The 23827-nt window shown below is 63.1% G+C and carries 21 protein-coding genes; 12 read left to right on the forward strand and 9 right to left on the reverse strand.

Going from position 1 to position 23827, the window contains the following annotated elements:
• Positions 1–125 precede the first annotated feature (125 nt).
• Entirely contained in the window at positions 126–1181 is a 1056-nt protein-coding gene (locus tag ABQJ48_RS18885) for a purine-nucleoside phosphorylase (protein ID WP_367839617.1), read from the forward strand.
• A gap of 309 nt (positions 1182–1490) precedes the next feature.
• Here ABQJ48_RS18885 and ABQJ48_RS18890 read toward each other — a convergent pair whose 3' ends face one another.
• A complete protein-coding gene (locus ABQJ48_RS18890) occupies positions 1491–1802 on the reverse strand; it encodes a DUF4148 domain-containing protein (protein ID WP_367839524.1) in 312 nt (103 codons plus the stop codon).
• A 236-nt stretch (positions 1803–2038) separates the two neighbouring features.
• The gene (locus ABQJ48_RS18895; RefSeq protein WP_367839525.1) at positions 2039–3043 is read right to left on the reverse strand and encodes a LysR family transcriptional regulator; all 1005 of its coding nucleotides are present in this window, start codon (positions 3041–3043) and stop codon (positions 2039–2041) included.
• A 175-nt stretch (positions 3044–3218) separates the two neighbouring features.
• Between ABQJ48_RS18895 and ABQJ48_RS18900 the strand changes: the two genes are divergently transcribed.
• The 5 genes from ABQJ48_RS18900 to ABQJ48_RS18920 all read left to right on the forward strand — a co-directional run bounded on the left by ABQJ48_RS18900 (position 3219) and on the right by ABQJ48_RS18920 (position 11790).
• A complete protein-coding gene (locus ABQJ48_RS18900; RefSeq protein WP_367839526.1) occupies positions 3219–4073 on the forward strand; it encodes an alpha/beta hydrolase in 855 nt (284 codons plus the stop codon).
• A gap of 40 nt (positions 4074–4113) precedes the next feature.
• Positions 4114–5322 (forward strand): efflux RND transporter periplasmic adaptor subunit, encoded by a 1209-nt coding sequence (locus ABQJ48_RS18905; RefSeq protein ID WP_367839527.1) that lies wholly within the window; start codon positions 4114–4116, stop codon positions 5320–5322.
• 57 nt (positions 5323–5379) lie between these two features.
• A complete protein-coding gene (locus ABQJ48_RS18910; protein ID WP_367839528.1) occupies positions 5380–8565 on the forward strand; it encodes an efflux RND transporter permease subunit in 3186 nt (1061 codons plus the stop codon).
• Between the two features lie 13 nt (positions 8566–8578).
• The gene (locus ABQJ48_RS18915; RefSeq protein WP_367839530.1) at positions 8579–10192 is read left to right on the forward strand and encodes an efflux transporter outer membrane subunit; all 1614 of its coding nucleotides are present in this window, start codon (positions 8579–8581) and stop codon (positions 10190–10192) included.
• A gap of 269 nt (positions 10193–10461) precedes the next feature.
• Complete coding sequence (locus ABQJ48_RS18920) at positions 10462–11790, forward strand: Nramp family divalent metal transporter (protein ID WP_367839531.1); 1329 nt, start codon at positions 10462–10464, stop codon at positions 11788–11790.
• Positions 11791–11902: 112 nt separating this feature from the next.
• Here ABQJ48_RS18920 and flhC read toward each other — a convergent pair whose 3' ends face one another.
• The 4 genes from flhC to ABQJ48_RS18940 all read right to left on the reverse strand — a co-directional run bounded on the left by flhC (position 11903) and on the right by ABQJ48_RS18940 (position 15024).
• The gene (gene flhC / locus ABQJ48_RS18925) at positions 11903–12472 is read right to left on the reverse strand and encodes a flagellar transcriptional regulator FlhC (protein WP_367839532.1); all 570 of its coding nucleotides are present in this window, start codon (positions 12470–12472) and stop codon (positions 11903–11905) included.
• 14 nt (positions 12473–12486) lie between these two features.
• Positions 12487–12807: a flagellar transcriptional regulator FlhD gene (gene flhD, locus ABQJ48_RS18930; protein ID WP_367839533.1), complete on the reverse strand. Its 321-nt coding sequence runs from the start codon at positions 12805–12807 to the stop codon at positions 12487–12489.
• Between the two features lie 695 nt (positions 12808–13502).
• Positions 13503–14033 carry a GNAT family N-acetyltransferase gene (locus ABQJ48_RS18935; RefSeq protein WP_367839534.1) on the reverse strand — a complete coding sequence of 177 codons (531 nt, stop codon included), beginning with the start codon at positions 14031–14033 and terminating at the stop codon, positions 13503–13505.
• 136 nt (positions 14034–14169) lie between these two features.
• Positions 14170–15024 carry a helix-turn-helix domain-containing protein gene (locus ABQJ48_RS18940; protein ID WP_367839535.1) on the reverse strand — a complete coding sequence of 285 codons (855 nt, stop codon included), beginning with the start codon at positions 15022–15024 and terminating at the stop codon, positions 14170–14172.
• A 322-nt stretch (positions 15025–15346) separates the two neighbouring features.
• On the opposite strand from ABQJ48_RS18940, the gene ABQJ48_RS18945 reads away from it, so the two are divergent.
• The 6 genes from ABQJ48_RS18945 (at position 15347) to ABQJ48_RS18970 (ending at position 18218) form a co-directional block, all read left to right on the forward strand.
• Positions 15347–15715 (forward strand): nuclear transport factor 2 family protein, encoded by a 369-nt coding sequence (locus ABQJ48_RS18945; RefSeq protein WP_367839536.1) that lies wholly within the window; start codon positions 15347–15349, stop codon positions 15713–15715.
• Between the two features lie 28 nt (positions 15716–15743).
• Positions 15744–16220 (forward strand): hypothetical protein, encoded by a 477-nt coding sequence (locus tag ABQJ48_RS37850; protein WP_473094155.1) that lies wholly within the window; start codon positions 15744–15746, stop codon positions 16218–16220.
• 77 nt (positions 16221–16297) lie between these two features.
• Complete coding sequence (locus ABQJ48_RS18955) at positions 16298–16762, forward strand: RbsD/FucU family protein (protein WP_367839537.1); 465 nt, start codon at positions 16298–16300, stop codon at positions 16760–16762.
• A 108-nt stretch (positions 16763–16870) separates the two neighbouring features.
• Entirely contained in the window at positions 16871–17278 is a 408-nt protein-coding gene (locus ABQJ48_RS18960) for a VOC family protein (RefSeq protein WP_367839538.1), read from the forward strand.
• 187 nt (positions 17279–17465) lie between these two features.
• Complete coding sequence (locus tag ABQJ48_RS18965; RefSeq protein ID WP_367839539.1) at positions 17466–17897, forward strand: DoxX family protein; 432 nt, start codon at positions 17466–17468, stop codon at positions 17895–17897.
• Between the two features lie 48 nt (positions 17898–17945).
• Complete coding sequence (locus tag ABQJ48_RS18970) at positions 17946–18218, forward strand: hypothetical protein (RefSeq protein ID WP_367839540.1); 273 nt, start codon at positions 17946–17948, stop codon at positions 18216–18218.
• A 160-nt stretch (positions 18219–18378) separates the two neighbouring features.
• Here ABQJ48_RS18970 and ABQJ48_RS18975 read toward each other — a convergent pair whose 3' ends face one another.
• The 3 genes from ABQJ48_RS18975 to ABQJ48_RS18985 form a co-directional block, all read right to left on the reverse strand.
• Positions 18379–19875, reverse strand: coding sequence for an MFS transporter (locus ABQJ48_RS18975; RefSeq protein ID WP_367839541.1), 1497 nt, complete (start codon positions 19873–19875; stop codon positions 18379–18381).
• 455 nt (positions 19876–20330) lie between these two features.
• Positions 20331–20642 (reverse strand): high-potential iron-sulfur protein, encoded by a 312-nt coding sequence (locus ABQJ48_RS18980; protein WP_367839542.1) that lies wholly within the window; start codon positions 20640–20642, stop codon positions 20331–20333.
• Between the two features lie 123 nt (positions 20643–20765).
• Positions 20766–23819 carry an efflux RND transporter permease subunit gene (locus ABQJ48_RS18985; RefSeq protein ID WP_367839543.1) on the reverse strand — a complete coding sequence of 1018 codons (3054 nt, stop codon included), beginning with the start codon at positions 23817–23819 and terminating at the stop codon, positions 20766–20768.
• Positions 23820–23827: the final 8 nt, after the last annotated feature.

The following is a 23827-nucleotide window of genomic DNA, read 5'->3' on the forward strand; positions in this document are numbered from 1 at the left end:
TCAAAGCCCAGGAAGAATTCCCGCCCACATCTCCTGGTGGCAAATAATTTCTTCGCCCCTATACTTCTGTCCGCCTGAGTGCAGCATTCTTTCAATCCGCATCGCAAGCAAAAGGGAAGATCATGATGCTGACCCGTTCTCTCGGCGCGTTTTGCGCCTTTGCAGTCGCAGCCTGCGCGGCCAGCGCGGACGACAACGATGGCGGGTGGCAACGCGACGGCGCCTCGCATGGGCAACCCGTGAAGGTGATGATCGTTTCGATGTTCGGTCCCGAAGGCCAGGTGTGGCTCGACCGGCTCGGCCCATGGCGCGATATCCCGGTAGACGGCTTGTCGCCGGATTACCCGAACGTGCACTGCAACCGGCAGGAAGTGTGCGTGATGACGACCGGCATGGGGCACAGCAACGCGGCGGCGTCGATCATGGCGCTGACTTTCTCGCCGCGCTTCGATCTGCGGCACACGTATTTCATGGTCGCCGGGATCGCCGGTATCGATCCGCGGCAAGGCACGGTCGGCTCGGCCGCGTGGGCGAAGTATCTGGTCGACTTCGGCTTTCAGTGGGAAATAGACGGACGCGAAATCCCGCCTGGCTGGAATACCGGCTATCTGGGGATCAACACGACGAGTCCCGCGGACAAGCCGCCGCTCGACTACCGCACGGAGGTGTTCCAGTTGAACACGCAACTCGCCGACACCGCATTTGCGTTGTCGCGCAACGTTGCGCTGTCCGATAACGCGCAGGCTCGGGGCGCACGCGCGAAGTATGCATATGCGCCGGCTAATCGTCCGCCCACTGTTATTCAATGCGACACGCTGGCGGGCGACACCTGGTGGTCGGGCACGCTGCTTGGCCAGCGGGCGCGCGACTGGACAAAGATCCTGACCGACGGCAAAGGTGTGTACTGTACGACGCAGCAGGAAGACAACGCAACGTATGAAGCCCTCAAGCGCGCGGCTTCCGTGCACAAAGTCGATCTGAATCGCGTTGCCGTAATGCGGGCAGGTTCGGATTTCGACCGGCCCTACGATGGGCAGACAAGCGCAGACAACCTGCTCAACTACGCGGCGCAAGGCGGTTTTACGATCGCTATCGAAAACCTGTTCCGCACTGGCAATCCGCTGGTCCAGGAAATTGCCACGCATTGGGGCGAGTGGCGTGAAGGTGTGCCTGAACGGTAAGTGCGGGCGACGGCTTTGCACGGGCGACACACGTGTTCATAGCCCAATGCAGCTTTTAATAGAGTCGCCGTCCATCCCGGCGAGGCGCATGCGGAACAAATATCCGCCTCGCCACAACATCTTTCTATCGCAAATCAGCACACCTTATTGCCGTGGTGCGCGGTAGGGCGTCCAGACGGGCGCGTCCGTATTCCATTGGTCCAGTTCGGATGGTGTCATGATGAGCTCCTTTTTTGAAGAGTGCATAGGCTGCACCGCAATGACGGTTTGTTTTGGATACCGAATCATTGCGGCGTCTTCCGCTGTGAATTACCGACTGTTCGCGACGCGCGTCACGGCGCCGTTGGTTCCTTCCTGCAGCGCGACACGAGCGGCCTGCGTCTGGCCGATCAGACCTTTGTTCGGATAGCTGGTGCGATTCAGCGCAGGCAGCGAGCCGTCACGGTAAGCGGCGACCAGTTCGGCCTTGACTTCGGCGCGCGTTTTCGCGCTGGCAGTCGGCGTGGGTTGTGTCTGATAAGTGCCCGCGTGACCGATGCCGCCGCCGCCATTGCCTTGCGCAAATACGGACGCGCTGGCGAGCAATGAAAGAGTCAAACCTGCCAAAAGATTGCGTTTCATGATTCACTCCTGTCGATTCATTTGCAGCACGAGCGGCGCTGCGACAGGGTGAAATGTAGACTTCGACGGCGTGTGGATAAATCCCACTTTCGCGAAATGAATAGTCGCGAAACCAGAACAATCGCATCGAAGGCCGGCTAGCGCGCGGTGCAACGAGGCCACCGCGACATTAGCGCCGCGCCTGGAATTCAGTGTTCCAGTTGTTGCACTGGAGCTTCAGTACTTTCACGCACCGATCACGCGACCCATTCGGTAATCACCGGCGTATCGAGCAGCGGAGCCGACTCGCGTTCTTCGAAGGTGCGCTTCGTGCACGTTGCGTCCAGCGTGCCGCGTCCGCTCAACAATGGGCAACGGTCGAACAACTCCGCAATCCAGTCTACGAAAACCCGGACTTTGGGCGACAGATGGCGACTGTGCGGATAGACTGCGGAAATCGGCATCGGCAGTGGTTTCAGTTCGGGTAACACTTCCACCAGTTGGCCCGCACGCAAATGCGGCAGCACCATGAAGCGCGCCGGCTGAATCAGGCCGAAACCTTCGAGTCCGCAAGTCACGTAGGCGTCCGCGTCGTTCACCGACACGATGCTTTTCATCTTGACTTCGACTTCTTTGCCGTCCACGAGAAACGCCCAATCGATCGTGCGGCCGGTGCGGCTCGAAAAGTAATTGACTGCCTTGTGATTCTCGAGATCTTCGAGCGAGGCCGGCACGCCCGCCCGTTCAATGTAGTCCGGGGCTGCGCAAGTCACGCCCTCGAACAGGCCGATGCGGCGCGCAACCAGCGATGAATCCTGCAGCGCGCCCACTCGCACCACGCAGTCCACGCCTTCCTGCAGCAGATCGACAGGCCGGTCCGTGAGGCCGAGTTGCAAGTCGATGTCCGGATAGCGCATGTGGAATTCACACAGCGAGGGTATGACCAGCAGGCGGCCAATCGAGCCGGGCATATCGATGCGCAGCTTGCCGTGCGGCTTTTTATTGCCGCTCTGGAAACTTGCCTCGGTTTCTTCCACGTCCGCGAGAATGCGCACGCAGCGCTCGTAGTACGCCGCGCCGTCCGGCGTGAGCGACAAGCGACGGGTGGTCCGGTGCATCAGACGCGTGCCGAGAAACGCTTCGAGGTTCTGAATAATCGTGGTGACGGATGCGCGCGGCAGATCCAGCGTTTCCGCTGCACGGGTAAAGCTGTTGGTGTCGACGACGCGCGTGAACACTTGCATGGCCTGAAGCCGGTCCATTGCAAACCTCCAGAAAGGGGCAGGCGCGCCAGGCGGGAAATCGAATCCGCAAAGCAATCGCATTGGATTGTTCGGGGGCGCCGAATTGTGTTGCCCGATTATAGGCATTTATTTCGGACTCTGCCGGACCCACAATTCGCACCATTGAAGTTCTATGCGCATTGCGCGGCTCGACATGGATGCATTCAAACCTCCGTACCCCTTCCTGGCATTGGGCAGCGGCCCGGCACAGGCGGACAGCACGGCGCTCGAAGTCACTGACGTGCGGATCGAAGGGTACGCTCAGGACATCACATTGCGCTTGTACCGGCAATTGAAGAAGACCGCGTTGCCTGTACTGCTGTATTTCCACGGCGGGGGCTTTACCAAGGGCTCGATCGAACAGGCGGAGTTCGCCGCGCGTTATTTCGCTGAACACTTACCGGCGCTCGTCGTGTCGGTGGGTTATTCGCTGGCGCCGGAGTTTCCGTTTCCCGCGGCGCCGGAAGACGCTCATCGCGCGGCACTGTGGGTGCAGACGCGTGCGCGGGCATTCGGCGGCAACAGCAGAAAGCTCGGCGTGGCCGGCCACGATGCGGGCGGGCAGCTCGCCAACTGCCTCGCCTTCATCGCGCGGGACCGCGGCGACGTGCAGATTGCCGCGCAAGCGCTGTTCGGGCCGATGCTCGACCCGAGCCTCACGCGTCTGGGCGACGAGAAGCGTTTGGGTTCGGACATCACGGCAAGAGAGTGTGCCGCGTGTTATCGCGCGTATCTGCCGCAGGCGTCGCAACGCATGCATCCGTACGCGGCGCCGCTCGAATCGTCGCGGCTCGCGGGCCTGCCCGCCACGCTGATCGCGACCGCGCAAAACGACATGCTGCATGTGGAGGCGGAGAAATACGCGAGCAGTCTGATCGACGCGGGCGTGCAGACCCAGGTGGTTCGCTATCCGAGCGTCTCGCATGCCGCGCTGGCCGATCATCCGGCCGCTTTGCAGGAAGCGGTGCGATTTTTTCAGTGGCGCTTCGATGCGCGCGCCCATCGATAAACATAAACAGAAATTCAATCAACGACATCGGGAGCTTCATATGACCATCCTTCCTCTTTCCCGTCGCCGTCTGGCGATCGCCGCACTGGCTGTTCTGGTGCTGGCCGGGCTCGGCACCTTCGGCGCGATTCGCGTGGATGCCAGCTCGCCCGCCGCGCCGACCATCGTGCCGGAAGTCGATGTCGCGACCGTGGTGCAAAAAACGATCACCGACTGGCAGAGCTATTCGGGCCGCCTCGAAGCGGTCGAAAAAGTCGAGGTGCGTTCGCAGGTGCCGGGCACCATCGTGTCCGTGAACTTCAAGGACGGCGCGCTCGTGAAGAAGGGCGACACACTGTTCGTGATCGATCCGCGTCCGTATGCGGCGGAAGTGGATCGCGCCGAAGCGCAGCTCGCAGCGGCGCAGGCGCGCACCGGTTACACGCAAAGCGACTGGGAGCGCGCGCAACGCCTGATCGTCGACAACGCGATCGCCAGGCGCGACTACGACGAAAAACAGAACGCCGCGCGCGAAGCGAGTGCCAACCTCAAGGCCGCGCAAGCCGCGCTCGAAACCGCGCGCATCAATCTCGGCTACACGAAGATCGTGGCGCCCGTGGCGGGCCGCGTGTCGCGCGCGGAAATCACGGTGGGCAACGTCGTGTCGGCGGGCGCAAGCTCGGCGCCGCTGACCACGCTGGTGTCGGTGTCGCCGATCTACGCATCGTTCGACGCGGACGAGCAAACCTACCTGCAATACCTGAGCCGCGCGAAAGACGGCAGCAAGGTGCCGGTGGAGCTGGGTCTCGCTGATGAAAGCGGCTACTCGCGCAGCGGCACGATCGAATCGGTCGATAACCGGCTCGACACGTCCTCCGGCACGATCCGCGTTCGCGCGCGTTTCGATAACGCGGACGGCGCATTGATTCCCGGCTTGTATGCGCGCGTGAAGGTAGGCGGCAGCGCGCCGCATCCGGCGCTGCTGATCGACGACGCCGCGGTCGGCACCGACCAGGACAAGAAGTTCGTGCTGGTGGTCGATCAGGGCAATCACGTCGTATATCGCGATGTGTCGGTGGGCGGCATGCAGGGCAATCTGCGCGTCGTCAAGGACGGGCTCAAGGCGGGCGATCGCATCGTCGTCAACGGTATTCAGCGCGTGCGTCCCGGCGACACGGTGCGCGCCCACGTGGTGCCGATGACGACCGACCAGGACCCGAACAGCGCGCCGCTCGCCCAGACCCGCGCGAAGGCCGACAAGAATTCGTGAGCGCCGGCGCGCCGCGGCACGTCAGCGCGGCGCTTGCTCCAACGTTAAGAGCTTCCCATGAACATATCCAAATTCTTCATTGATCGGCCGATCTTTGCCGGCGTGCTATCGGTATTGATTCTGCTGGGGGGCATCATTTCGCTCTTCAAGCTGCCCATCTCGGAGTACCCGGAAGTCGTGCCGCCGTCAGTGGTGGTGCATGCGCAGTATCCGGGCGCGAATCCGAAGGTGATCGCCGAAGCGGTCGCTTCGCCGCTCGAAGAGCAGATCAACGGTGTCGAGAACATGCTGTACATGCAGTCGCAAGCCAATAGCGACGGCAACCTCACGCTGACCGTGACCTTCAAGCTCGGCACCAACCCGGACCTCGCGACGCAACTAGTGCAGAACCGCGTGAACCAGGCGCTGCCGCGTTTGCCGGAAGACGTGCAACGGCTCGGCGTCACCACGATCAAGAGTTCGCCGACGCTGACGATGGTGGTCCACCTGATCTCGCCGAACAATCGCTATGACATGACGTATCTGCGCAATTACGCACTACTGAACGTCAAGGACCGGCTCGCGCGGATTCAGGGCGTCGGCGAAGTGCAGTTGTGGGGCTCGGGCGACTACGCGATGCGAGTGTGGCTCGATCCCCAGAAGGTCGCGCAGCGCGGCTTGACGGCGACCGACGTGGTCAATGCGATTCGTGAGCAGAACATCCAGGTGGCGGCCGGCGTGATCGGCGCATCGCCTTCGGTGCCGGGCACGCAGTTGCAGTTGTCGGTGAATGCGCGCGGTCGTTTGAAGACCGAGCGCGAATTCGGCGACGTCGTCGTCAAGACCGCGCCGGATGGTGGCGTGACCTATTTGCGTGACGTCGCACGTATCGAACTTGCGGCGTCGGAATATGGCTTGCGTTCTTTACTCGACAACAAACCGGCCGTCGCGCTCGCGATCAATCAGGCGCCGGGCGCGAATTCGCTGGCGATCTCCGACCAGGTGCGCGCGGCCATGAAGGAACTGGCCGAAGACATGCCGGCGGGCGTCGAGTACCGGATCGTCTACGACCCGACGCAGTTCGTGCGCTCGAGTATCGAAGCGGTCGTGCATACGCTGCTCGAAGCAATCGCGCTCGTGGTGATCGTCGTGATCGTATTCCTGCAGACGTGGCGCGCGTCGATCATCCCGTTGATCGCGGTGCCGGTGTCGATTGTCGGGACGTTTTCGCTGTTACTCGCGTTCGGTTTTTCGATCAACGCGTTGTCGCTGTTCGGCATGGTGCTCGCGATCGGGATCGTGGTGGACGATGCCATCGTGGTTGTGGAGAACGTCGAACGGAACATCGAGAACGGGCTGAGTGCGCGCGATGCGACGTACAAGGCGATGCAGGAAGTGAGCGGCCCGATCATCGCGATTGCGCTGACGCTGGTGGCGGTGTTCGTGCCGCTCGCGTTCATGACCGGCCTCACGGGGCAGTTCTACAAGCAGTTCGCGATGACCATCGCGATCTCGACGGTGATCTCGGCGTTCAATTCGCTCACTTTGTCGCCTGCGTTGTCGGCGTTGCTGCTGCGCAGCCACGGCGCGAAGGAAGACTTCCTGACGCGTGTGATGAACCGTCTGCTAGGCGGGTTTTTCAAACGCTTCAACAAGGTCTTTCATCGCGGCTCGAGCGCATATAGCAAAGGCGTGACAGGCGTACTGCGCCGCAAGGGCGCGATGCTCGCGGTGTATGCCATTCTGCTGGGCGCCACGGTGCTGATCGCGCGCGTGGTGCCGGGGGGCTTCGTGCCGGCGCAGGACAAGGAGTATCTGATCGCGTTCGCGCAGCTGCCCAACGGCGCATCGCTGGATCGCACCGAGAAAGTGATCCGCGACATGAGCGCAATTGCGCTCAAGCAACCGGGCGTGGAGAGCGCGGTGGCGTTTCCTGGTTTATCCGTGAACGGATTCACGAATAGTTCGAGCGCGGGCATCGTGTTCGTGACGCTCAAGCCGTTTAAAGACCGTGGCGGTAAAAAGCTGTCGGCCGGAGCGATTGCCGGCGCGCTGAACCAGCAATATGGCGCGATCAAGGACTCGTTCGTTGCGGTGTTTCCGCCACCGCCGGTACTCGGCCTGGGCACACTCGGCGGCTTCAAGATGCAACTGGAAGATCACGGCGCGCTCGGCTATGCGGAGTTAAACAAGGCGGCGCAAGCATTCGTGAAGCGTGCGGCCCAAACGCCTGAACTCGGCCCTACCTTTTCCAGCTACCAGATCAACGTGCCGCAGTTGAACGTCGACCTGGATCGGGTGAAGGCCAAGCAACTCGGCGTACCGGTCACGGACGTGTTCAACACGATGCAGATCTATCTCGGCTCGCTGTATGTGAACGACTTCAACCGCTTCGGCCGCGTGTATCAGGTGCGCGTGCAGGCGGACGCGCCGTTCCGTCAACGCGCCGACGACATCCTGCAACTGAAGACGCGCAATGCGGCAGGCGACATGGTGCCCTTGTCGTCACTGGTGACGGTGACGCCGACTTATGGTCCCGAAATGGTGGTGCGTTACAACGGCTACACGGCAGCCGACATCAACGGCGGACCGGCGCCGGGCTTCTCGTCGGGTCAGGCACAGGCCGCGGCCGAACGCGTGGCCGCGCAAGTGTTGCCGCATGGCGTGAAGCTCGAATGGACCGATCTGACCTATCAGCAGATTCTGGCCGGCAATGCGGGCATGTGGGTGTTTCCGATCAGCGTGCTGCTCGTGTTCCTCGTGCTGGCCGCACTGTATGAAAGTCTGACGCTGCCGCTCGCGGTGATCCTGATCGTGCCGATGAGCGTGCTATCCGCGTTGACCGGCGTGTGGCTCACTGGCGGTGACAACAACATCTTCACGCAGATAGGTTTGATGGTGCTGGTGGGATTGTCGGCGAAGAACGCGATTTTGATCGTCGAATTCGCGCGCGAGCTGGAGCACGACGGCCATACGCCGCTGTCGGCGGCGATCGAGGCCAGCCGCATGCGGTTGCGCCCGATTCTGATGACATCGATCGCGTTCATCATGGGCGTCGTGCCACTGGTGCTGTCGAGCGGAGCCGGCTCGGAAATGCGTCACGCGATGGGTATCGCGGTGTTCTTCGGGATGCTCGGGGTGACGCTGTTCGGTCTGATGCTCACGCCGGTGTTCTACGTCGTGCTGCGCACGATGGCGGGCGGAACGATTCACGTCGCGCAGAAGGATTCGCCGCACTATGGCGCGCCGGTGACGGACGCCTGAGGAGAAAACAATAATGAAACGCTTTGGTTTTTCAGGCCGGCTTTCGGGTCAATGGGCTCGCGCGGCCGTGAGCGGTTTGCTGATGGCGCTGCTCGCCGCATGCTCGGTCGAGCCCACGTATAACCGGCCGGAAGTAGATACGCCGGCTGCCTTCAAGGAAGCGCCCGCTGCATCGGCGAGCTCGGCCGCGTCGGCACCGTCCGCGCAGGACACCGGCACGTGGAAGCAGGCTCAGCCCTCGGACGACGCGCATCGCGGTCAATGGTGGACGGTCTTCGGCGATGCGCAGCTCAACGCGCTCGAAGAGCAGGCGGCCGCCGCCAATCAGGACCTCAAGGCAGCGGCGGCGCGCGTGCAGCAGGCGCGCGCGGTCACCCAGGCGGCGAAGTCCGACTGGTTCCCGAAGTTCGATGCGGGCTTCGGCCCGACGCGCGAGCGTGCGTCGGCGGCCTCGCAGTTCCTGCCGGCGAGCGCGGGCGGCACGACCGGCACGATCTGGCGCGCGCAGGTGGGCGCGTCGTATGAGGCGGACCTGTTTGGGCGGGTCGGCTCGAACGTGAACGCGTCGCGCGCGGACGAGCAGCAAAGCGAAGCGCTGTTCCTTTCGGTGCAACTGTCGCTGCAGGCTGACGTCGCGCAGAACTACTTCCAGTTGCGCGAGCTCGATACGGATCAGGAACTGTACCGTCGTACGGTCGAATTGCGCGAAGACACGCTGAAGCTGGTCGAGCGTCGTTTCAGGGAAGGCGATATCGGCGAGCTGGATGTGTCCCGCTCGCGCAACGAACTCGCGAGCGCGCGAGCCGATGCAGTCGGCGTCGCACGTCAGCGCGCAGCGTCCGAGCACAGTCTCGCGATTCTGCTCGGCAAGCCGCCGGCGGACTTCTCGTTCCCGCAAGCGCCGCTCGTGCCGGTGACGGTGCGGGTGCCGCCGGGTTTGCCCTCGGCGTTGCTCGAACGGCGGCCGGATGTATCGGCGGCCGAGCGCGCAATGGCGGCGGCCAACGCCCGCGTGGGTCTCGCGAAGTCGGCGTTCTTCCCGAAGCTCGATATCACCGGTGCTTTCGGCTTTGAATCGGCGACGCTCGGCGATCTGTTCATGTGGTCGAGCCGCGCGTTCATTCTCGGCCCTCTGGCGGGCACCGCGCTGACCGTTCCTCTGTTCGACGGCGGCCGCCGCAAGGCCAATCTCGCGCAAGCGCGCTCGAAGTACGATGAAGACGTGGCGCAGTACCGTCAGCAGGTGCTGGTGGCGTTCCGCGAAGTCGAGGACAACCTGGCCGATCTGCGCCTGCTCGACGATCAGATACGTGAGCAGAACGACGCAGTCCAGGCGTCGCAACGCGCGGCGCATCTGTCGCGCACGCAATACACCGAGGGCGCGGTCAGCTATCTGGACGTGATCGACGGCGAGCGGCAGGTGCTGATTTCGCAATTGCAGGCGAGCCATCTGTCGGGCACGCAAGCGGTCGCAACGGTCAATCTGATTCGCGCGCTGGGTGGTGGCTGGGGTGACGTGCAGACGCCGGAGACGGCAGTCGGAGCGGTCGGGGCGGATGCCGCTGCGGGGTCCACGTCGGCTTCGGCGGGTGCCGCCGCCGCGCCGCAGCAGGTGGCGAAGCGGTAAGCGACTGGGTAAGCGACTGCCTCATCAACGCCGTAGTGAACGCCGGGTCGCGCGATCGTGCCCCCGGCGTTTTGCGTTAAGCCCGCTTTCGCACTTTCTTTTTCAATATCCGTCCGTAGGCCAGCACATTGAGCCCCGCTTCGTAGCCGCGGGCTTGCGCGCTGAGCGGGACATGGCCCGACGTTTCTTTGTACACTCGAGGCGGTTTGCGACGGCCGGTCGCCATCGACACGGCGTCGCGGTTTATTCCCCCTAAAGAGACTCCCGGATTGCCGTTCAAACTACCCACCACCGCGACCGCGCCGTTTTGCCCATCCGAGGTTCAGGGCTCGGTTGCAGTCTCACCCCGCGCGACATTCTGGAAGAAGATCCTGCAATTCGCGGGACCTGGTCTGCTGGTTTCGATCGGCTACATGGACCCGGGCAACTGGGCCACCGCGATCGAGGCGGGCTCGCATTATGGCTACAGCCTGCTGTTCGTCGTTCTGCTGTCGAGCCTTGCGGCGATGGCGCTGCAATGTCTGAGCATGCGCCTGGGCATTGCCACCGGGCGCGACCTCGCGCAATTGTCGAGTGCGCGTTATTCGCGAGGCGTGGCGCGCGGGCAATGGCTGCTCGCGGAGTTATCGATAGTGGCCTGCGACCTCGCCGAAGTGCTCGGCGGCGCGCTTGCGTTCCATCTGCTCTTCAATTGCTCGCTGACCACCGGCGTGTTGCTGACCGCGTTCGACACGTTGATCGTTCTCGGCCTGAAGGGCAAGAATTTCCGCGATCTCGAAGCCATCATGCTCGGCCTGATCGCGACGATCGGCGTGGGCTACATCATCGAGCTGGCACTCGTGAAGCCGGATTGGCCATCGGTCGCTCAAGGGTTGATCCCGTCGTGGCAGGCGCTGAACTCGCGCGAACCCATGTATCTGGCGATCGGCATCCTCGGGGCAACGGTGATGCCCCACAACCTGTATCTGCATTCGTCTATCGTGCAGACGCGCGCGGTGAAGCGCGACTCGGCCGGCATCCGCTCGGCCATCGGCATGTCGCGGATCGACACCATCGCGTCGCTCATGCTCGCGCTGCTGATCAACATGGCGATCCTGATTCTTGCCGCCGCCGCTTTTCATGCGACCGGCCACATTCAGGTGACCCAGATCGAAGACGCGTACCGGCTGCTCGCGCCGATCGTCGGCAGCGGTTTTGCGGCAGTGCTGTTCGCGATTACGCTGCTCGCGTCCGGGCAGAGCTCGACATTTACCGGGACGGTGGCGGGGCAGGTCATCATGGAAGGTTTTCTGAAGATGAAAATTCCGTGCTGGCAACGGCGTTTCATCACGCGGGCGCTGGCGCTGATCCCCGCGCTGATCGGCGTGCAGATGCTGGGCAACGGCGCGGTCGGTCGATTGCTGGTCGCAAGCCAGGTGGTGCTGAGCCTGCAGTTGCCGTTCGCACTCTATCCGCTGATTCGGATGACCAACGACCGGGCGTTGATGGGGGAATTCGCCAACCGGCTGCCGACGCGACTGCTGGCCTGGTTTCTGTTCGCTGCAATCACTGCCGCGAATCTTTGGCTCGTGGTTCAGACAGTCGGTCTTGCCGGCTGATCCGGTCGCGCAATGGCCAAAAACAATCCGCACCGTGTGCGGATTGTTTCAGGGCTTCGTTGCTGTGTGGTTTGGAATCCGGGGGGGACCAGCCCTCGACGATTCAGCCCTGTCAGGCGGCTTGCGCGACCTGCGCGGCTTCAAGCGCTTCCTGACGAGCGGCTGCGGCCTTCTTCGTCTTGCCGGCACGCGACGGCGGCTGGCAGGCGCCACACACCACGTTGTGCTGCAAGTCGTGCTTATGTGCGACGAACTTGCCGGTGCAACGGCAGCACTTGGTCAATTGCAGAATCTCGGCGTCGAAGAAACGCACCAGCGTCCACGCGCGCGTCAAGTCCAGCACCGGTTCGGTTTCGCTGTGCTGGCAATGTTCGAGATAGAGCCGATAACCTTTGGTGAGCGCATCCAGATGCGAGCAGCGCGCTTCGTTCTTCAGGAACAGGTATGTGTTGTAGAACAACGACGCGTGGATGTTCGCGAGCCACGTCATGTACCAGTCCGCCGAGAACGGCAGCATGCCCTTGGGCGGCGATACACCCTTGACCTCGCGGTACAGGCGGATCATGCGGTCGCGCGAGAGCGTCAATTCGCTTTCCAGCACCTGCATGCGAGCGCCCAGTTCGATCAGTGCGATGGCACGGAACACGTCTTGCGCATCTTCCGTCAGGCTACGCTTGAGCATTGCAGTCACCTCGATTAAGCAAACTGCTCGGCGGGCTGGCCTGCAAGCAGGATCGCCGCGTGAGTTGGTGCAACTACCGTGTGTTTCGTCGTTTGGGTCAACGCCGACAACATCGCGTGGTCGTTGAAGCGGAAGAAGCATAAAAGCTGATCGGAAGCGGCCAGCTTGACGATCTGCGCGAGCGACAGCCCGGCAAGCAGATCAGCCAGTTCCGACGACAGCCCCAGGCGGAACATCCCGACCGGTTTGTCCTCGCGCAACATGCGTTGCGCGAGCATGATGTACGACAGGTTAATCTCGCGGATTGAGTCCAGCGTCTCGCTGCTACGGTCCATTTTTTGTGTTTCCGAAGCCCCGAATTACTAAGTCGGCTTTTTGCCGTTATGTCTCTTGTGCCTCGCCGGAAACGAAGACCTCCGGCTACATGTCCACCTGATCTTTGATACATCGCGTTACATTTCGTAACAGCTTGGGTCGAATTGTATGAAGGGTAAAAGCAGAAATCAATCCTTTCTCAAAAAAATTCCCAAAAAAGCCACGCCTTTTTTCGGTAATGTTTTCGTGCTATTGCATTGCGCCGCACAAGGTGCACTTTTAGCCGTCGGCTCACCGCGCCTGACCGGCTTAGGCCCTTGCGGTATGGGGGTTTCCCTAATCATTCGACAAAAGGCGATGAGGAAGCCCGAGAGCCGGAAATGCCCTTCGAATTAAAAGCACATAGAAAGCGGGGACAAAATGGGTAATTACTACCGCGTCTTGCAGGGCTATTGGGGACAGGCGGGAATTGTAACGAGACGCTCACCCCCGGTTACAAAGAAAGGTCGCACTTGTAACGGTTCGGCGATGTATGCAACGGGGCATCCCAAGCAAGGTCGCTTCGACACGCGGCAGGCCGCGGATGCCTGCCAGGCATGCTAGTGGCACGGGGTGGCCGCGGAGGCAGCCGTGAGATCGCCCGACACCGTGCTGCTGCGGCAGACGCCGGTCGCCGATGTGACGGCCTGCGCCAATGCGTGCGGGGGCGCTGCCGCTAGAGCCAACGCATCATCAGATCGGTGTCGTGAAACACGCCGTCGACGTTCAGCCCCTCCACTTCACAGCCGTATTTGCGAAAGCCAAACGACGCGTACAGCTTGCGCGCTGCCTCGTTGCGGCTGTCGACCATCAGTTGGAGTTGCCGCAAACCGTCGACCCGTGCCGCCCGGGTCAGCAACTCGTTGAGCAACGCGCGCCCAACGCCACGGCCCGCGGCTTCCGGCGCGACGTACATGCCAATGACCGACGCCTTGTGACGCTCCCTCTCGCGCGGGTTGCGCGCGAGTCCCACTACGCCGATCAACAGTGTGTCGGCCGATAGGTAAGCGCCGAGCAGAAAGCTTCCTTCGGCGGCATGCGCGCCTTCCAACATCGCGTCGTGTTGCCCGGGGCCCTTTGCGAGCGCTTCGTCGTAACTTTGGCCGAACAGTTCCGGATGGGCTTTCAATCCGCGTAGACGAAGCAGAAAGTAGGCGTCACGGTCGGCGAGACCCAGTTGACGGATAAACGGCTCGGCGTTGTTCAAGGTGTCTCTCTACGCAGGGCGTTCTCAAAAGGAGTAGCGGCTGAGTGGCTGACGGTCGAGCGCACGGTGCTTGCACTGGCTGCGCCGGTCCGGCTATGAATCGAGACCGCAGAAGCCGCTATACAAGCCGCTATCGTCAAGCCTCGAAGCGTTGGCCTTCCGCAAAATTGCGCAATGCCACTGCCGTTTGCGGATCGGCCGGGAAAAACGCTTCGATCGCAAGTTCCGACAGCGTAACGTCCACCGGCGTGCCGAACACGGTCGTGGTACTGAAAAACGACAAGACGCCGATCGACGTGCGCAACGTCAACGGCACGGCAATCTGATTGACGGCGGCTTCGTCGCTGTTCGGCGCGGCTGCGCCAACAGGCGCGGGATACGCGGCGAGTTCGTCACGCAGCGCGCTCAACGTGTCGTCGCCGCTCGCGTCGATTTGCCGCTGAAGCCGGGCCAGCACGTGTTCCCGCCATGCATGCCAGTTGACGATGGACGCCGCGATGCCTTGCGGATGCAAGCTCAGGCGCAACGCGTTGACCGGCGGCTTGAGCAGCTCAGGACTCGCGCCGGTCAGTAGCGGCGCTAGCGCACTGTTTGCCGCGACGATGGTCCAGTGCCGATCGATCGCCAGTGCCGGGTAGGGCTCGTGTCCTTTCAGCACCAGATCGACGGCCTCGCGTGCGGCGGCCAGTTGCGGATCGGACAGCGGACGCTCGCGGAACAGCGGAGCATAGCCTGCTGCAACCAGCAGCGCATTGCGCGCTCGCAGTGGCACTTCGAGCCGTTCGGCAAGATGCATGACCATCTCCCGGCTGGGCAGCGCGCGGCCCGATTCGACGAAGCTCAGATGGCGGGTCGAGATATCGGCTTCAGTGGCGAGCAGCAACTGGCTCATTCTTCGACGCTGCCGCCATTCACGCAGCAAGTCGCCGACCGTGCGACTGGTCGCGGGTGTCGGCGAAACGCCCGTTTGCGCGAGAGAGAGTGTGTTCATGCCCCCGATGATAGCCAAAGCGGGTGCGCGATCCATTACCTGGCAGGTAATGGAAAACCCCGCCGGCTGCTACGAATACGCGGGAAGCGTCACTGCAATGGCAATGCGACTGCGGCGCAGTCAAGACCGTCGGCCAGATGGCTAATCCGGCGTCATGCAAAGGCTCGATCAGCGCGTGCCGGGTCATCGCCGTGCACTCGAATGCTTACCTGTGACGTAATCGACGCTGCGCTGTCGAGCCGGCAATCTTCACTCCGAGCCCGCCCCATACGACGTGTGTGCCGAGCGTAGTGCTCAGTGATGCCAGTCAAGGAGTGTTGAGATGAATGCCCATACCGATCTGATCGACCGCTATTTCGACGCATGGAACGAGACCGACCGCGCGCGCCGCCGCGAGCTGATTGCCGCGACGTGGACGGCCGACGCCGACTATCGCGACCCGCTGCTTGCGGGCGAAGGCCACGACGGCATCGACGCGATGATCCGCACAGTGCACGAGCGCTTTCCCCAGCACACGTTTCGCCGCACGACCGAGGTCGACGGCTTCGCGAACCGTGTGCGCTTTTCATGGGAGCTGATCACGCCCGCGGGCGACGCGCTCGTCAAAGGCTCGGACTTCGGCGTGCTGGACGCACAGGGGCGTCTGCAGGCGGTCACCGGTTTCCTCGACCAGGTGCCCGACGGCGCCTGAGCGGCGCGTTTTTCTTACGGAGACGATCATGTACGAGCCCAATGCCCGGACGCCTCTGCAAACCGCCGTCACGATTGCGCGCGTGTCGGCGGCGCTCGACGCGCTGGCCAGTGTCATCGCCGGCTTCGCGCTGCTTGCGGGCGCGCGGGCGTTCATGTTCATCGCGCTGCTGGGCTGGCGCGAACCGGTGCTGGGCGGCGCGGGGCTCGTGCTGCTGGCGATGGTCGGCTGGCTGCGGTGGCGCTGCGGCGGCGCAGCCGCGCTCCTCGAGCCGCGCGGCGGCTCGCCGACGCATCGCGCCTGCGCAGCGGGCACGAGCACGAGCGCGAGTGCAGGTGCGGGTGCGAGAGCGGGCGCGGGCGTGGCCATGAGGTCCGGCGGCACGCAGCGTTCGTGCCCGGATGCGCTCAACGTCGCTTGCTACAATCGACCGTCGCAATGCGATGCGGCGGCGCGTTCGCGTGCTATCGTCGAGCGGGCATGTCGCCGACCTGCCGGACCATGACCGCGAGCGCGTTCGCATTGCGCTACCCAACCCGGACGGCGAGCCGCCGACCGGCATCGACTGGACAAGGAGACACCGTGCTGAAGAATCTGGACCCGCTGCTGAACGCCGACATTCTTTATGCATTGCGCTCGATGGGCCATGGCGACGAACTGGTCGTTTGCGACGCCAACTTCCCGGGTGCGTCGCTCGCGCGCGGCACCGTGCTCGGCAAGCTGCTCCATCTCGACGGCGTGAGCGCGCCCCGTGCGGTGCGCGCGGTGCTGTCGGTGATGCCGCTGGATACCTTCATCGAGCAACCGGCCTCCCGCATGGAGGTGGTGGGCGAGCCGCAGACGATTCCGGCCGTGCAGCGCGAAGCGCAAGCCGAGGTCAACGCGGCGGAGGGGCGCGAGGTTCCGTTTGCTTCGCTCGAACGATTCGCTTTTTATGAGCGGGCCCGCAAAGCCTATTGTGTGATCGCGACCGGCGAGGAGCGCGGTTATGGCTGTTTTGTGTTCACGAAAGGCGTGTTGCTGGCGCCGGACGCGCCGCGTTCGTAGCTCGTCGGAGCACGGGGGGAAGCGGGCCGTCGGAGCGCTTGCCCGCGCAGTTAGACAGTCGAGCCGATTTATCCAGGCGCTTCACATCCCATCACGGTGACACGGCCCATGAGCTTTTCGATAGACACGCTCGACCATCTTGTTCTGAACGTCGCAGACGTGCAAGCCAGCGCGGCCTGGTACGCGCGCGTGCTCGGCATGCAACGCACGGAATTCGCGTCGCGCACTGGCACGCGGGTCGCGATGACCTATGGCAATCAGAAGATCAATCTGCGTCCAGCCACCGCGGACACGGTTGCGTGGTTTACCGCACGCGAGCCGGCGCCCGGCAGTGCCGATCTGTGCTTCGTCACGACCGCAAGCCCGGCCGAAGTCGCGGCGCACTGGCTTGCCGAGGGGGTCGTCATCGAGGCGGGTCCGGTGGAGCGCGACGGTGCGCGCGGCAAGATGACCTCGGTCTATTGCCGCGATCCGGACGGCAATCTGATCGAGGTCGCCACTTACCCCGACGCCTAGCCGAGCGGCAAGGCCCGCGCCCATTCACGAGCGCGACGATGTAGGTGGACACGTATGCCTCGCGCGCCGTTGGTAGGGGTGCGGGCGGGCTTGGAAAAGGCAGCCATTGCACATATGCTGAGTGGCTAAGTGGGGAACTGCACCGCTCCGGCGGGGTCTGTTGCTTATTCATTTACAGGAGCCCCTCATGACGCGTCCCGTCGATTCCGGCATCATCTTCATCGCACGTATCGCGCTTTCCGTGCTGTTTGTGTGGAGCGGTGTGATGAAGCTGCTGGGCTATGCGGGCTTTGTCGGCTACCTGCATTCGAAAGGCGTGCCGCTCGTTCCGGTTGCCGCGCCGATCGCAACCGCCGTCGAGGTGCTCGGCGGTCTGTTGCTGATCGTCGGCTTCAAGGTGCGGCCGCTCGCGCTGCTGATGGCCGTCTATACGGTGGCAGCGGCGATTCTGGGCCACGATTTCTGGAACGTCGTCGATCCCGCCGTGCAACGAGACATGGTGATCCATTTCTGGAAAAACATCGGTATCGCCGGCGGCTTTCTGCTGCTATTCGTGACCGGCGCAGGCGGTCTGAGCGTCGACGGTGCGCGCGCGCCACGCGGAGGCCTCGGGCGTTGATGCGGCGCGTGCCGGTTTCGATTCTGGCTGTAACCAAGGGAGCACATAATGATTCAAAGTTTCGAGCAAACCATCGGCGGCAAGCTCACGCAGTTGTGCGCCAGTCTCGGCGAAGGGCCGACGCCGCATCGCGTGATCATCAGTCTGGCCGATTCGGCGAAGACACTCGTGATTTTCGACGCGTCGGGGCTCATCGGCGCGATCAAAGCGGAAATCGAGGAGCCGGAGAAGTTACTCTCCGGCGCAATCGCCAAGGCGCAAGCCGACGGACTGATCGAAAGGGCGATCGACACGGGCGTGATCCAGGAAGCGTCGCTGTGAACGACGTCGTGTCGGCCGGTACTATCTGAGGCCGGGCATTTGGCGCCACCGCCTGGCGCCGTCCGTAGCCGCCAATTGCTGGCGCGAGAGCAGCCGGTAAAGCCCCGGTGCGCACCAGCATCGCAGGGCTATTTTTTGAGCGAAAGGCGTCGCGCGACGCTCACCTCGATTCGCCGACGCGCGCCGCCTTCGCGTTGCGCGGGTTTTCGCGCGAGCCGGCCGCCACAGCATGCGGCTGCGGATGCACGAGGCAGCTCAACACACCACCCAACGCCAGTAACGCGACCGATATCGCGCTTGCCGCCTGCATCCCCGCGACGATGTGCGGCGCCGCCGCGCCGCTTGCCAGCGCGCCGAAGGCGGCCACGCCCACCGCGCCGCCTGCTTGCCGCGCCGTATTCAAAACCGCAGAGGCCGTGCCCGCGCGCTGTGCTTCGGTCGACGCGAGCACGGCGGTCGTCATCGCGGGCACGGCCAGTCCCATGCCTGAAGGAATCAGCAGGAACGCCACCAGCAGAGCGATGAGCGGCGTCGCCGCATCGACCCAATGCAGCATGCCGTAGCCGAGCCCGGCGGAGAGCGCGCCGAGAGTCATCGGAATGCGCACGCCGAAGCGGCCGACCACCCAGCCGCTCGCGACGTTCGACACCAGGAAGCCGCCTGTCAACGGCAAAAACGCCAGTCCCGCCTGCAACGGCGTATAGCCGCGCGCGCGCTGCAAGTAAAGACTCAGCACGAACACCATCCCGTAGTAGGTGAGATTCACGCAGATGCCGAACAGCACCGCCGCGCTGAACGTGCGGTTTTTGAACAGCGGGAGCGGCAGCATCGGCGACGCGACGCGCGCTTCGACGGCGATGAACGCGCCTGCCGCGAGCAGCGCGAGCACGAAGCCGCCAGCCACCAGCGGATCGCCCAGCCCCAGCGGACGCCATTCGATCACCGCTGCGACGAAGGCGGTGAGCGCGACGATCGCCAGACACTGGCCTCCCAGGTCGATGCCGCGCGGGCTGGTTTGGCGGCTCTCGTCCGTGCCGGCATTGGCTGCGCGGCGCGGGTTCTGAGCGGCGATTTCGGGCCGCGGCACCCAGAGCAGCGTCGCGAGCAAGCCGGCTGCACAAATCGGCAGGTTGACCAGAAAGATGCTGCGCCAGTCGAACGCCGCGATCAGCAGGCCGCCGGCCACCGGTCCCGCCGCGATCGAGATGGCGCCCGCGGCGGTCCATAAACCGACCGCTCGCGCGCGCAGTTTCGGATCGTGGCCATACGACTGATTGAGCAGCGCAAGCGAGTTCGGCAGCATCGCCGCGGCCCCGACGCCTTGAACCGCGCGCGCGGCGATCAGCATGGCGGCGTCGAACGCCAGGCCGCAGGCGAGCGACGCGAGCGCGAACAGCACAATCCCGGCCGCGTACACGCGGCGCGCGCCGAAGCGGTCGCCGAGCACGCCGGCCGATAGCATCAGCACCGCAAACGCTAGCGTATAGGCGTCGACGACCCATTGCAGGCCCGCGACGCTCGCATGCAGGGCCGTGCCCATTCTCGGCAGCGCGATATTGACGATAGTCACGTCGAGTTGCGTGACGACGAAACCGACGCTGACAGTGGCGAGAACGCGGCCGAGCGCCGATGAGCGAGTGGATGTCGAGGAGTTCATGCTTGGTGGTCTAGCAAATCTACCCGGCAAGAGCCAGAGTTGAGTGAGCGCCGAAAAGCGGCTGGCCGTCGCACGCTACACAACGTCAATGGGGCTTTGCGCAGATTGAGCGCAGTTGCATAAAACCGTCTTTGCATGGAGACGATTATGGGCCGTCGGCGGCCAAGATATTTCCATCCGTCGTGAAACTCGGAATGCACGAACACAAGGGCTGAAAAAGGGGGATCAGCGGCGCAAATCGACTGTCGCAGAGCTCTTGTTCCGTTAGCCAATGGAACCGTCGAAAGTTGCGCCGGCATTCTGCGGAAGGTGTCGACAGTTCGTTTCGCAAATCTGTGCGACAACTTGCGCAGCGTTAGTTGAAGAGCCTGGGGCTTACCTTGCATTGGCACACGCATGGCCGACCGGACAGCGTTGCCTGCGAGGCGCGCTTATCAACGCTCGCTGCGTGAGATTCAGGCTTTCTTTACGTAAGCGTTACACCATCCCTTCGCATAGACCAGCTTGCCGCCGTAGGTCGGGCAGGGCCCTGTCACCGAACCGGGTTTGCCCTGATACAGCTGGCAATTGGCGCATGTCTGGCCGGCCTGATAGTGCGGAAATTTGGCCTTGTCTACTTTGGCGGCGTCCGTCTTGTAGCCAAGTGCCTGTGCGGTGGGATCGTTCTCCGACAGCAACGGGGCGTCGGCTCGCGATTCAGTGGAAAGCGCCATCGCCGATGCGGCGGATGCGGTAAGTATCATGAAACGCCGACGGGAAAGTGACATGGTATGGACTCCTCTGGAAGAAGACGTCACCGACGGGGGCGCGGCAAATGACCGGATTACTGGCTCTTTGCGCACCGTGCGAATCTTGACGGCCGTCTAACTCCGTCGTTGGCGTGCGAGGCGCTAAACCGCTCTCGACACACCCTCCGTCTGATGATGATCGGTAGCGAGAAACATATACATCGCCGGCACGACGAACAAAGTAAAGAGCGTGCCGATCGACATCCCGGTGAAGATCACGAGCCCCATCGCATTGCGGCCAGCCGCACCTGCGCCGGAGGCGATCACGAGCGGCACGACGCCGAGCACCATCGCGGCCGTCGTCATCAGGATGGGGCGCAGCCGCACGCCTGCGGCTTCCTCCACGGCGTCACGCTTGGAGCGCCCGGCGCGTTGCAGTTCGTTGGCGAACTGCACGATCAGGATGCCATGTTTGCTGACGAGTCCCATTAGCGTGACGAGCCCGACCTGGGTATAGATGTTCAGCGTCGTCAGGCCGATGTTGATGAAGATGAGCGCGCCGAACAGCGCCATCGGCACCGAAATCAGAATCACGATCGGGTCGAGGAAACTTTCGAATTGGGCCGCGAGCGCGAGAAACACGATGATCGACGCGAGCATCAGCGTGATGACGAAGCCGCCCGACTCCTGCACGAACTGCCGCGATTGCCCCGAGTATTCTTCCGTATAGCCTGCTGGCGCGACTTGCGCGGTCTCATTGCGCAGGAAGTCCAGTACCTCCCCTTGCGACACGCCGGGCACGATGACGCCCGAGATCGTCGCCGAGTTCAGCTGCTGAAAATGGTTGATCGATTCCGGCACGACGCTGCGTTCGAGATGCGCCACCGTCGATGCCGGAATGACGCTGCCGTCCGGCGTGCGCAGATAATAGTCGAGCACTTGCGAAGGGTTCAGACGGTCGGTCTGCAACACCTGCGGAATCACCTTGTACGAGCGCCCGGCGATCGAGAAGTAGTTGACGTAACCACCCCCGAGCGCCGAGCCGAGCGCCTGCCCCACATCGCTTTGCGTGAGCCCGAGCGAGGCGACCTTGTCGCGGTCGACCACGAGCGTGGCTTGCGGCTTGTCGACCTTCAGATCGCTATCGACGAAGAAAAACATACCGCTCTCGCGGGCTTTCTGCAGGACTGCTTGCGATACCTCATTGAGATTCTCGAACGGTTCCGTCGTGCTAATGACGAACTGCACCGGCAAGCCCTGCGAGCCCGGTAACGGTGGAAACTGGAACGCCGCGACGCGCGCGCCGGCAATCCGATTCCATTTCTGTTGCAATTCCTGCTGCAGCACGGTCGCGTTCTTGCTGCGCTGGTCCCATGTCTTGAACAGCACGCCGCCGATCCCCTGATTGAGCGTGGGCGCACCGGTGAGCTGGAACATCTGCGCGTATTCGGGAAGCGTCTTCGAGATGTCGAACACCTGGTCCGCGTACATCTGCATCTGGTCGATGGTCGCGTTCGGCGGCCCGAGGATTTGCGATAGCACTATCCCCTGATCCTCCTGCGGCGCGAGCTCCGATTTCGACGTCATGAACAGGTAGACCGTGCCGGCGAGCAGCAGCGCGCCCATCACAGTGAACACGGGCCAGGTGTCGAGGGTGCCGTGCAGCAGACGGCCATAGCCGCGATGCACGCGTTCGAACTGGCGGTCGACGAAGCGCGCAAAGCGCCCCGACTCCTGCTCCACGCGGAAAAAGCGCGCGCACATCATCGGCGACAGGGTCAGCGCGATCACGCCGGACACCGCCACTGCGCCGGCCAGCGTGAAAGCGAACTCGGTGAAGAGCGCGCCCGTCAGGCCGCCCTGGAAGCCGATCGGCGCATACACGGCGATCAGCACGATGGTCATCGCGAGGATCGGGCCGCCGAGTTCGCGCGCGGCGATCAGCGCGGCATCGAAGGGCGCCTTGCCTTCCTGCTTCATGTGCCGGTCGACATTTTCCACGACGATGATCGCATCGTCCACCACCAGCCCGATCGCCAGCACGAGCGCGAGCAGCGTCAGCAGATTGATCGAATAGCCCAGCACCTGCATCACGAAGAACGTGCCGATCAGCGACAACGGCATCGCGATCAGCGGCACGATGACCGCGCGCAAGCTGCCGAGAAACAGAAAAATCACCGCGGTGACGATCAGCAACGCCTCGACCAGCGTCTTGATGACTTCGGCGATTGCCGTATTGACGAAATCGGTGGCGTCATAAACGATGTCGCCGGTCATGCCGATCGGAAACTGCTTCTGAAGATCGGGGAAGACGGCCTTCACGCGCCTGGCCACATCGAGGATGTTGGCGTCCGGCGCAACCTTGATGCCGATGAACACCGAGCGCTTGCCGCTGAACGCGACGTTGAAGTCGTAATCGTCAGCGCCGAGCACGACGTTGGCGACATCTTCGAGCCGCACGATCTCGCCGTTCTTCTGCTTGACGGCGAGTTGCCTGAAGTCGTCGACCGTATGCAGGTCCGTCCCGGCGTTCAGGTCGACGCTGACCATCTGGCCTTTGGTCGTGCCGAGCGTCGCGAGGTAGTTGTTGTTGCCGAGCGCCGCGAAGACGTCGGCCGCCGTGACGCCGTGCGCGGCGAGGCGCGCCGAATCGAGCCACGCGCGCATCGCGAACTGCCGCCCGCCGAGCACTTCGGCCGTCTGCACGCCTTCGATCGAATCGAGCTTCGGCTTGACCACACGCAGCAGGTAATCGGTCACGCTGTTGCTCTGCAGTACCGTGCTGTAGAAGCCCATGTACATCGCGTCGGTGGTCTGCCCGGTCTGCACCGTCAGCACCGGTTGCTGCGCCTGTGGCGGCAGCTGGTTGCGCACCGAGCCGATCTGCGTGTTGATCTGGGTCAGCGCGCGGTTCGCGTCGTAGTTCAGGCGCAGCGTCGCGGTAATGGTCGACACGCCGGTGGTGCTCGTCGAGGACAGATAGTCGATGCCCTGCGCCTGAGCGATCGCCGCTTCCAGCGGCTGCGTGATGAAGCCGGCGATGGTGTCCGCGTTCGCCCCATAGTAAGCAGTCGAGATCGTCACGACGGCGTTTTCGGTCTGCGGATACTGGCTGACTTTCAGCACGGCGAGCGAGCGCAGCCCCAGCACGAGGATCAGCAGGCTGACGACCGAGGCCAGCACGGGCCGGCGGATAAAGAGATCGGTGAAGGTCATGGCGCGGT

Source organism: Paraburkholderia suaedae, from assembly GCF_040812055.1.
GTDB lineage: Bacteria > Pseudomonadota > Gammaproteobacteria > Burkholderiales > Burkholderiaceae > Paraburkholderia.

Excerpts from the sequence above, each read along its gene's own strand:
- ABQJ48_RS18885 (WP_367839617.1), top strand. The coding sequence starts at position 126 with ATGCTGACCCGTTCTCTCGGCGCGTTTTGCGCCTTTGCAGTCGCAGCC.
- ABQJ48_RS18890 (WP_367839524.1), bottom strand. The coding sequence starts at position 1,802 with ATGAAACGCAATCTTTTGGCAGGTTTGACTCTTTCATTGCTCGCCAGC.
- ABQJ48_RS18895 (WP_367839525.1), bottom strand. The coding sequence starts at position 3,043 with ATGGACCGGCTTCAGGCCATGCAAGTGTTCACGCGCGTCGTCGACACC.
- ABQJ48_RS18900 (WP_367839526.1), top strand. The coding sequence starts at position 3,219 with ATGGATGCATTCAAACCTCCGTACCCCTTCCTGGCATTGGGCAGCGGC.
- ABQJ48_RS18905 (WP_367839527.1), top strand. The coding sequence starts at position 4,114 with ATGACCATCCTTCCTCTTTCCCGTCGCCGTCTGGCGATCGCCGCACTG.
- ABQJ48_RS18910 (WP_367839528.1), top strand. The coding sequence starts at position 5,380 with ATGAACATATCCAAATTCTTCATTGATCGGCCGATCTTTGCCGGCGTG.
- ABQJ48_RS18915 (WP_367839530.1), top strand. The coding sequence starts at position 8,579 with ATGAAACGCTTTGGTTTTTCAGGCCGGCTTTCGGGTCAATGGGCTCGC.
- flhC (WP_367839532.1), bottom strand. The coding sequence starts at position 12,472 with ATGCTCAAGCGTAGCCTGACGGAAGATGCGCAAGACGTGTTCCGTGCC.
- flhD (WP_367839533.1), bottom strand. The coding sequence starts at position 12,807 with ATGGACCGTAGCAGCGAGACGCTGGACTCAATCCGCGAGATTAACCTG.
- ABQJ48_RS18940 (WP_367839535.1), bottom strand. The coding sequence starts at position 15,024 with ATGAACACACTCTCTCTCGCGCAAACGGGCGTTTCGCCGACACCCGCG.
- ABQJ48_RS18945 (WP_367839536.1), top strand. The coding sequence starts at position 15,347 with ATGAATGCCCATACCGATCTGATCGACCGCTATTTCGACGCATGGAAC.
- ABQJ48_RS37850 (WP_473094155.1), top strand. The coding sequence starts at position 15,744 with ATGTACGAGCCCAATGCCCGGACGCCTCTGCAAACCGCCGTCACGATT.
- ABQJ48_RS18960 (WP_367839538.1), top strand. The coding sequence starts at position 16,871 with ATGAGCTTTTCGATAGACACGCTCGACCATCTTGTTCTGAACGTCGCA.
- ABQJ48_RS18965 (WP_367839539.1), top strand. The coding sequence starts at position 17,466 with ATGACGCGTCCCGTCGATTCCGGCATCATCTTCATCGCACGTATCGCG.
- ABQJ48_RS18970 (WP_367839540.1), top strand. The coding sequence starts at position 17,946 with ATGATTCAAAGTTTCGAGCAAACCATCGGCGGCAAGCTCACGCAGTTG.
- ABQJ48_RS18975 (WP_367839541.1), bottom strand. The coding sequence starts at position 19,875 with ATGAACTCCTCGACATCCACTCGCTCATCGGCGCTCGGCCGCGTTCTC.
- ABQJ48_RS18980 (WP_367839542.1), bottom strand. The coding sequence starts at position 20,642 with ATGTCACTTTCCCGTCGGCGTTTCATGATACTTACCGCATCCGCCGCA.
- ABQJ48_RS18985 (WP_367839543.1), bottom strand. The coding sequence starts at position 23,819 with ATGACCTTCACCGATCTCTTTATCCGCCGGCCCGTGCTGGCCTCGGTC.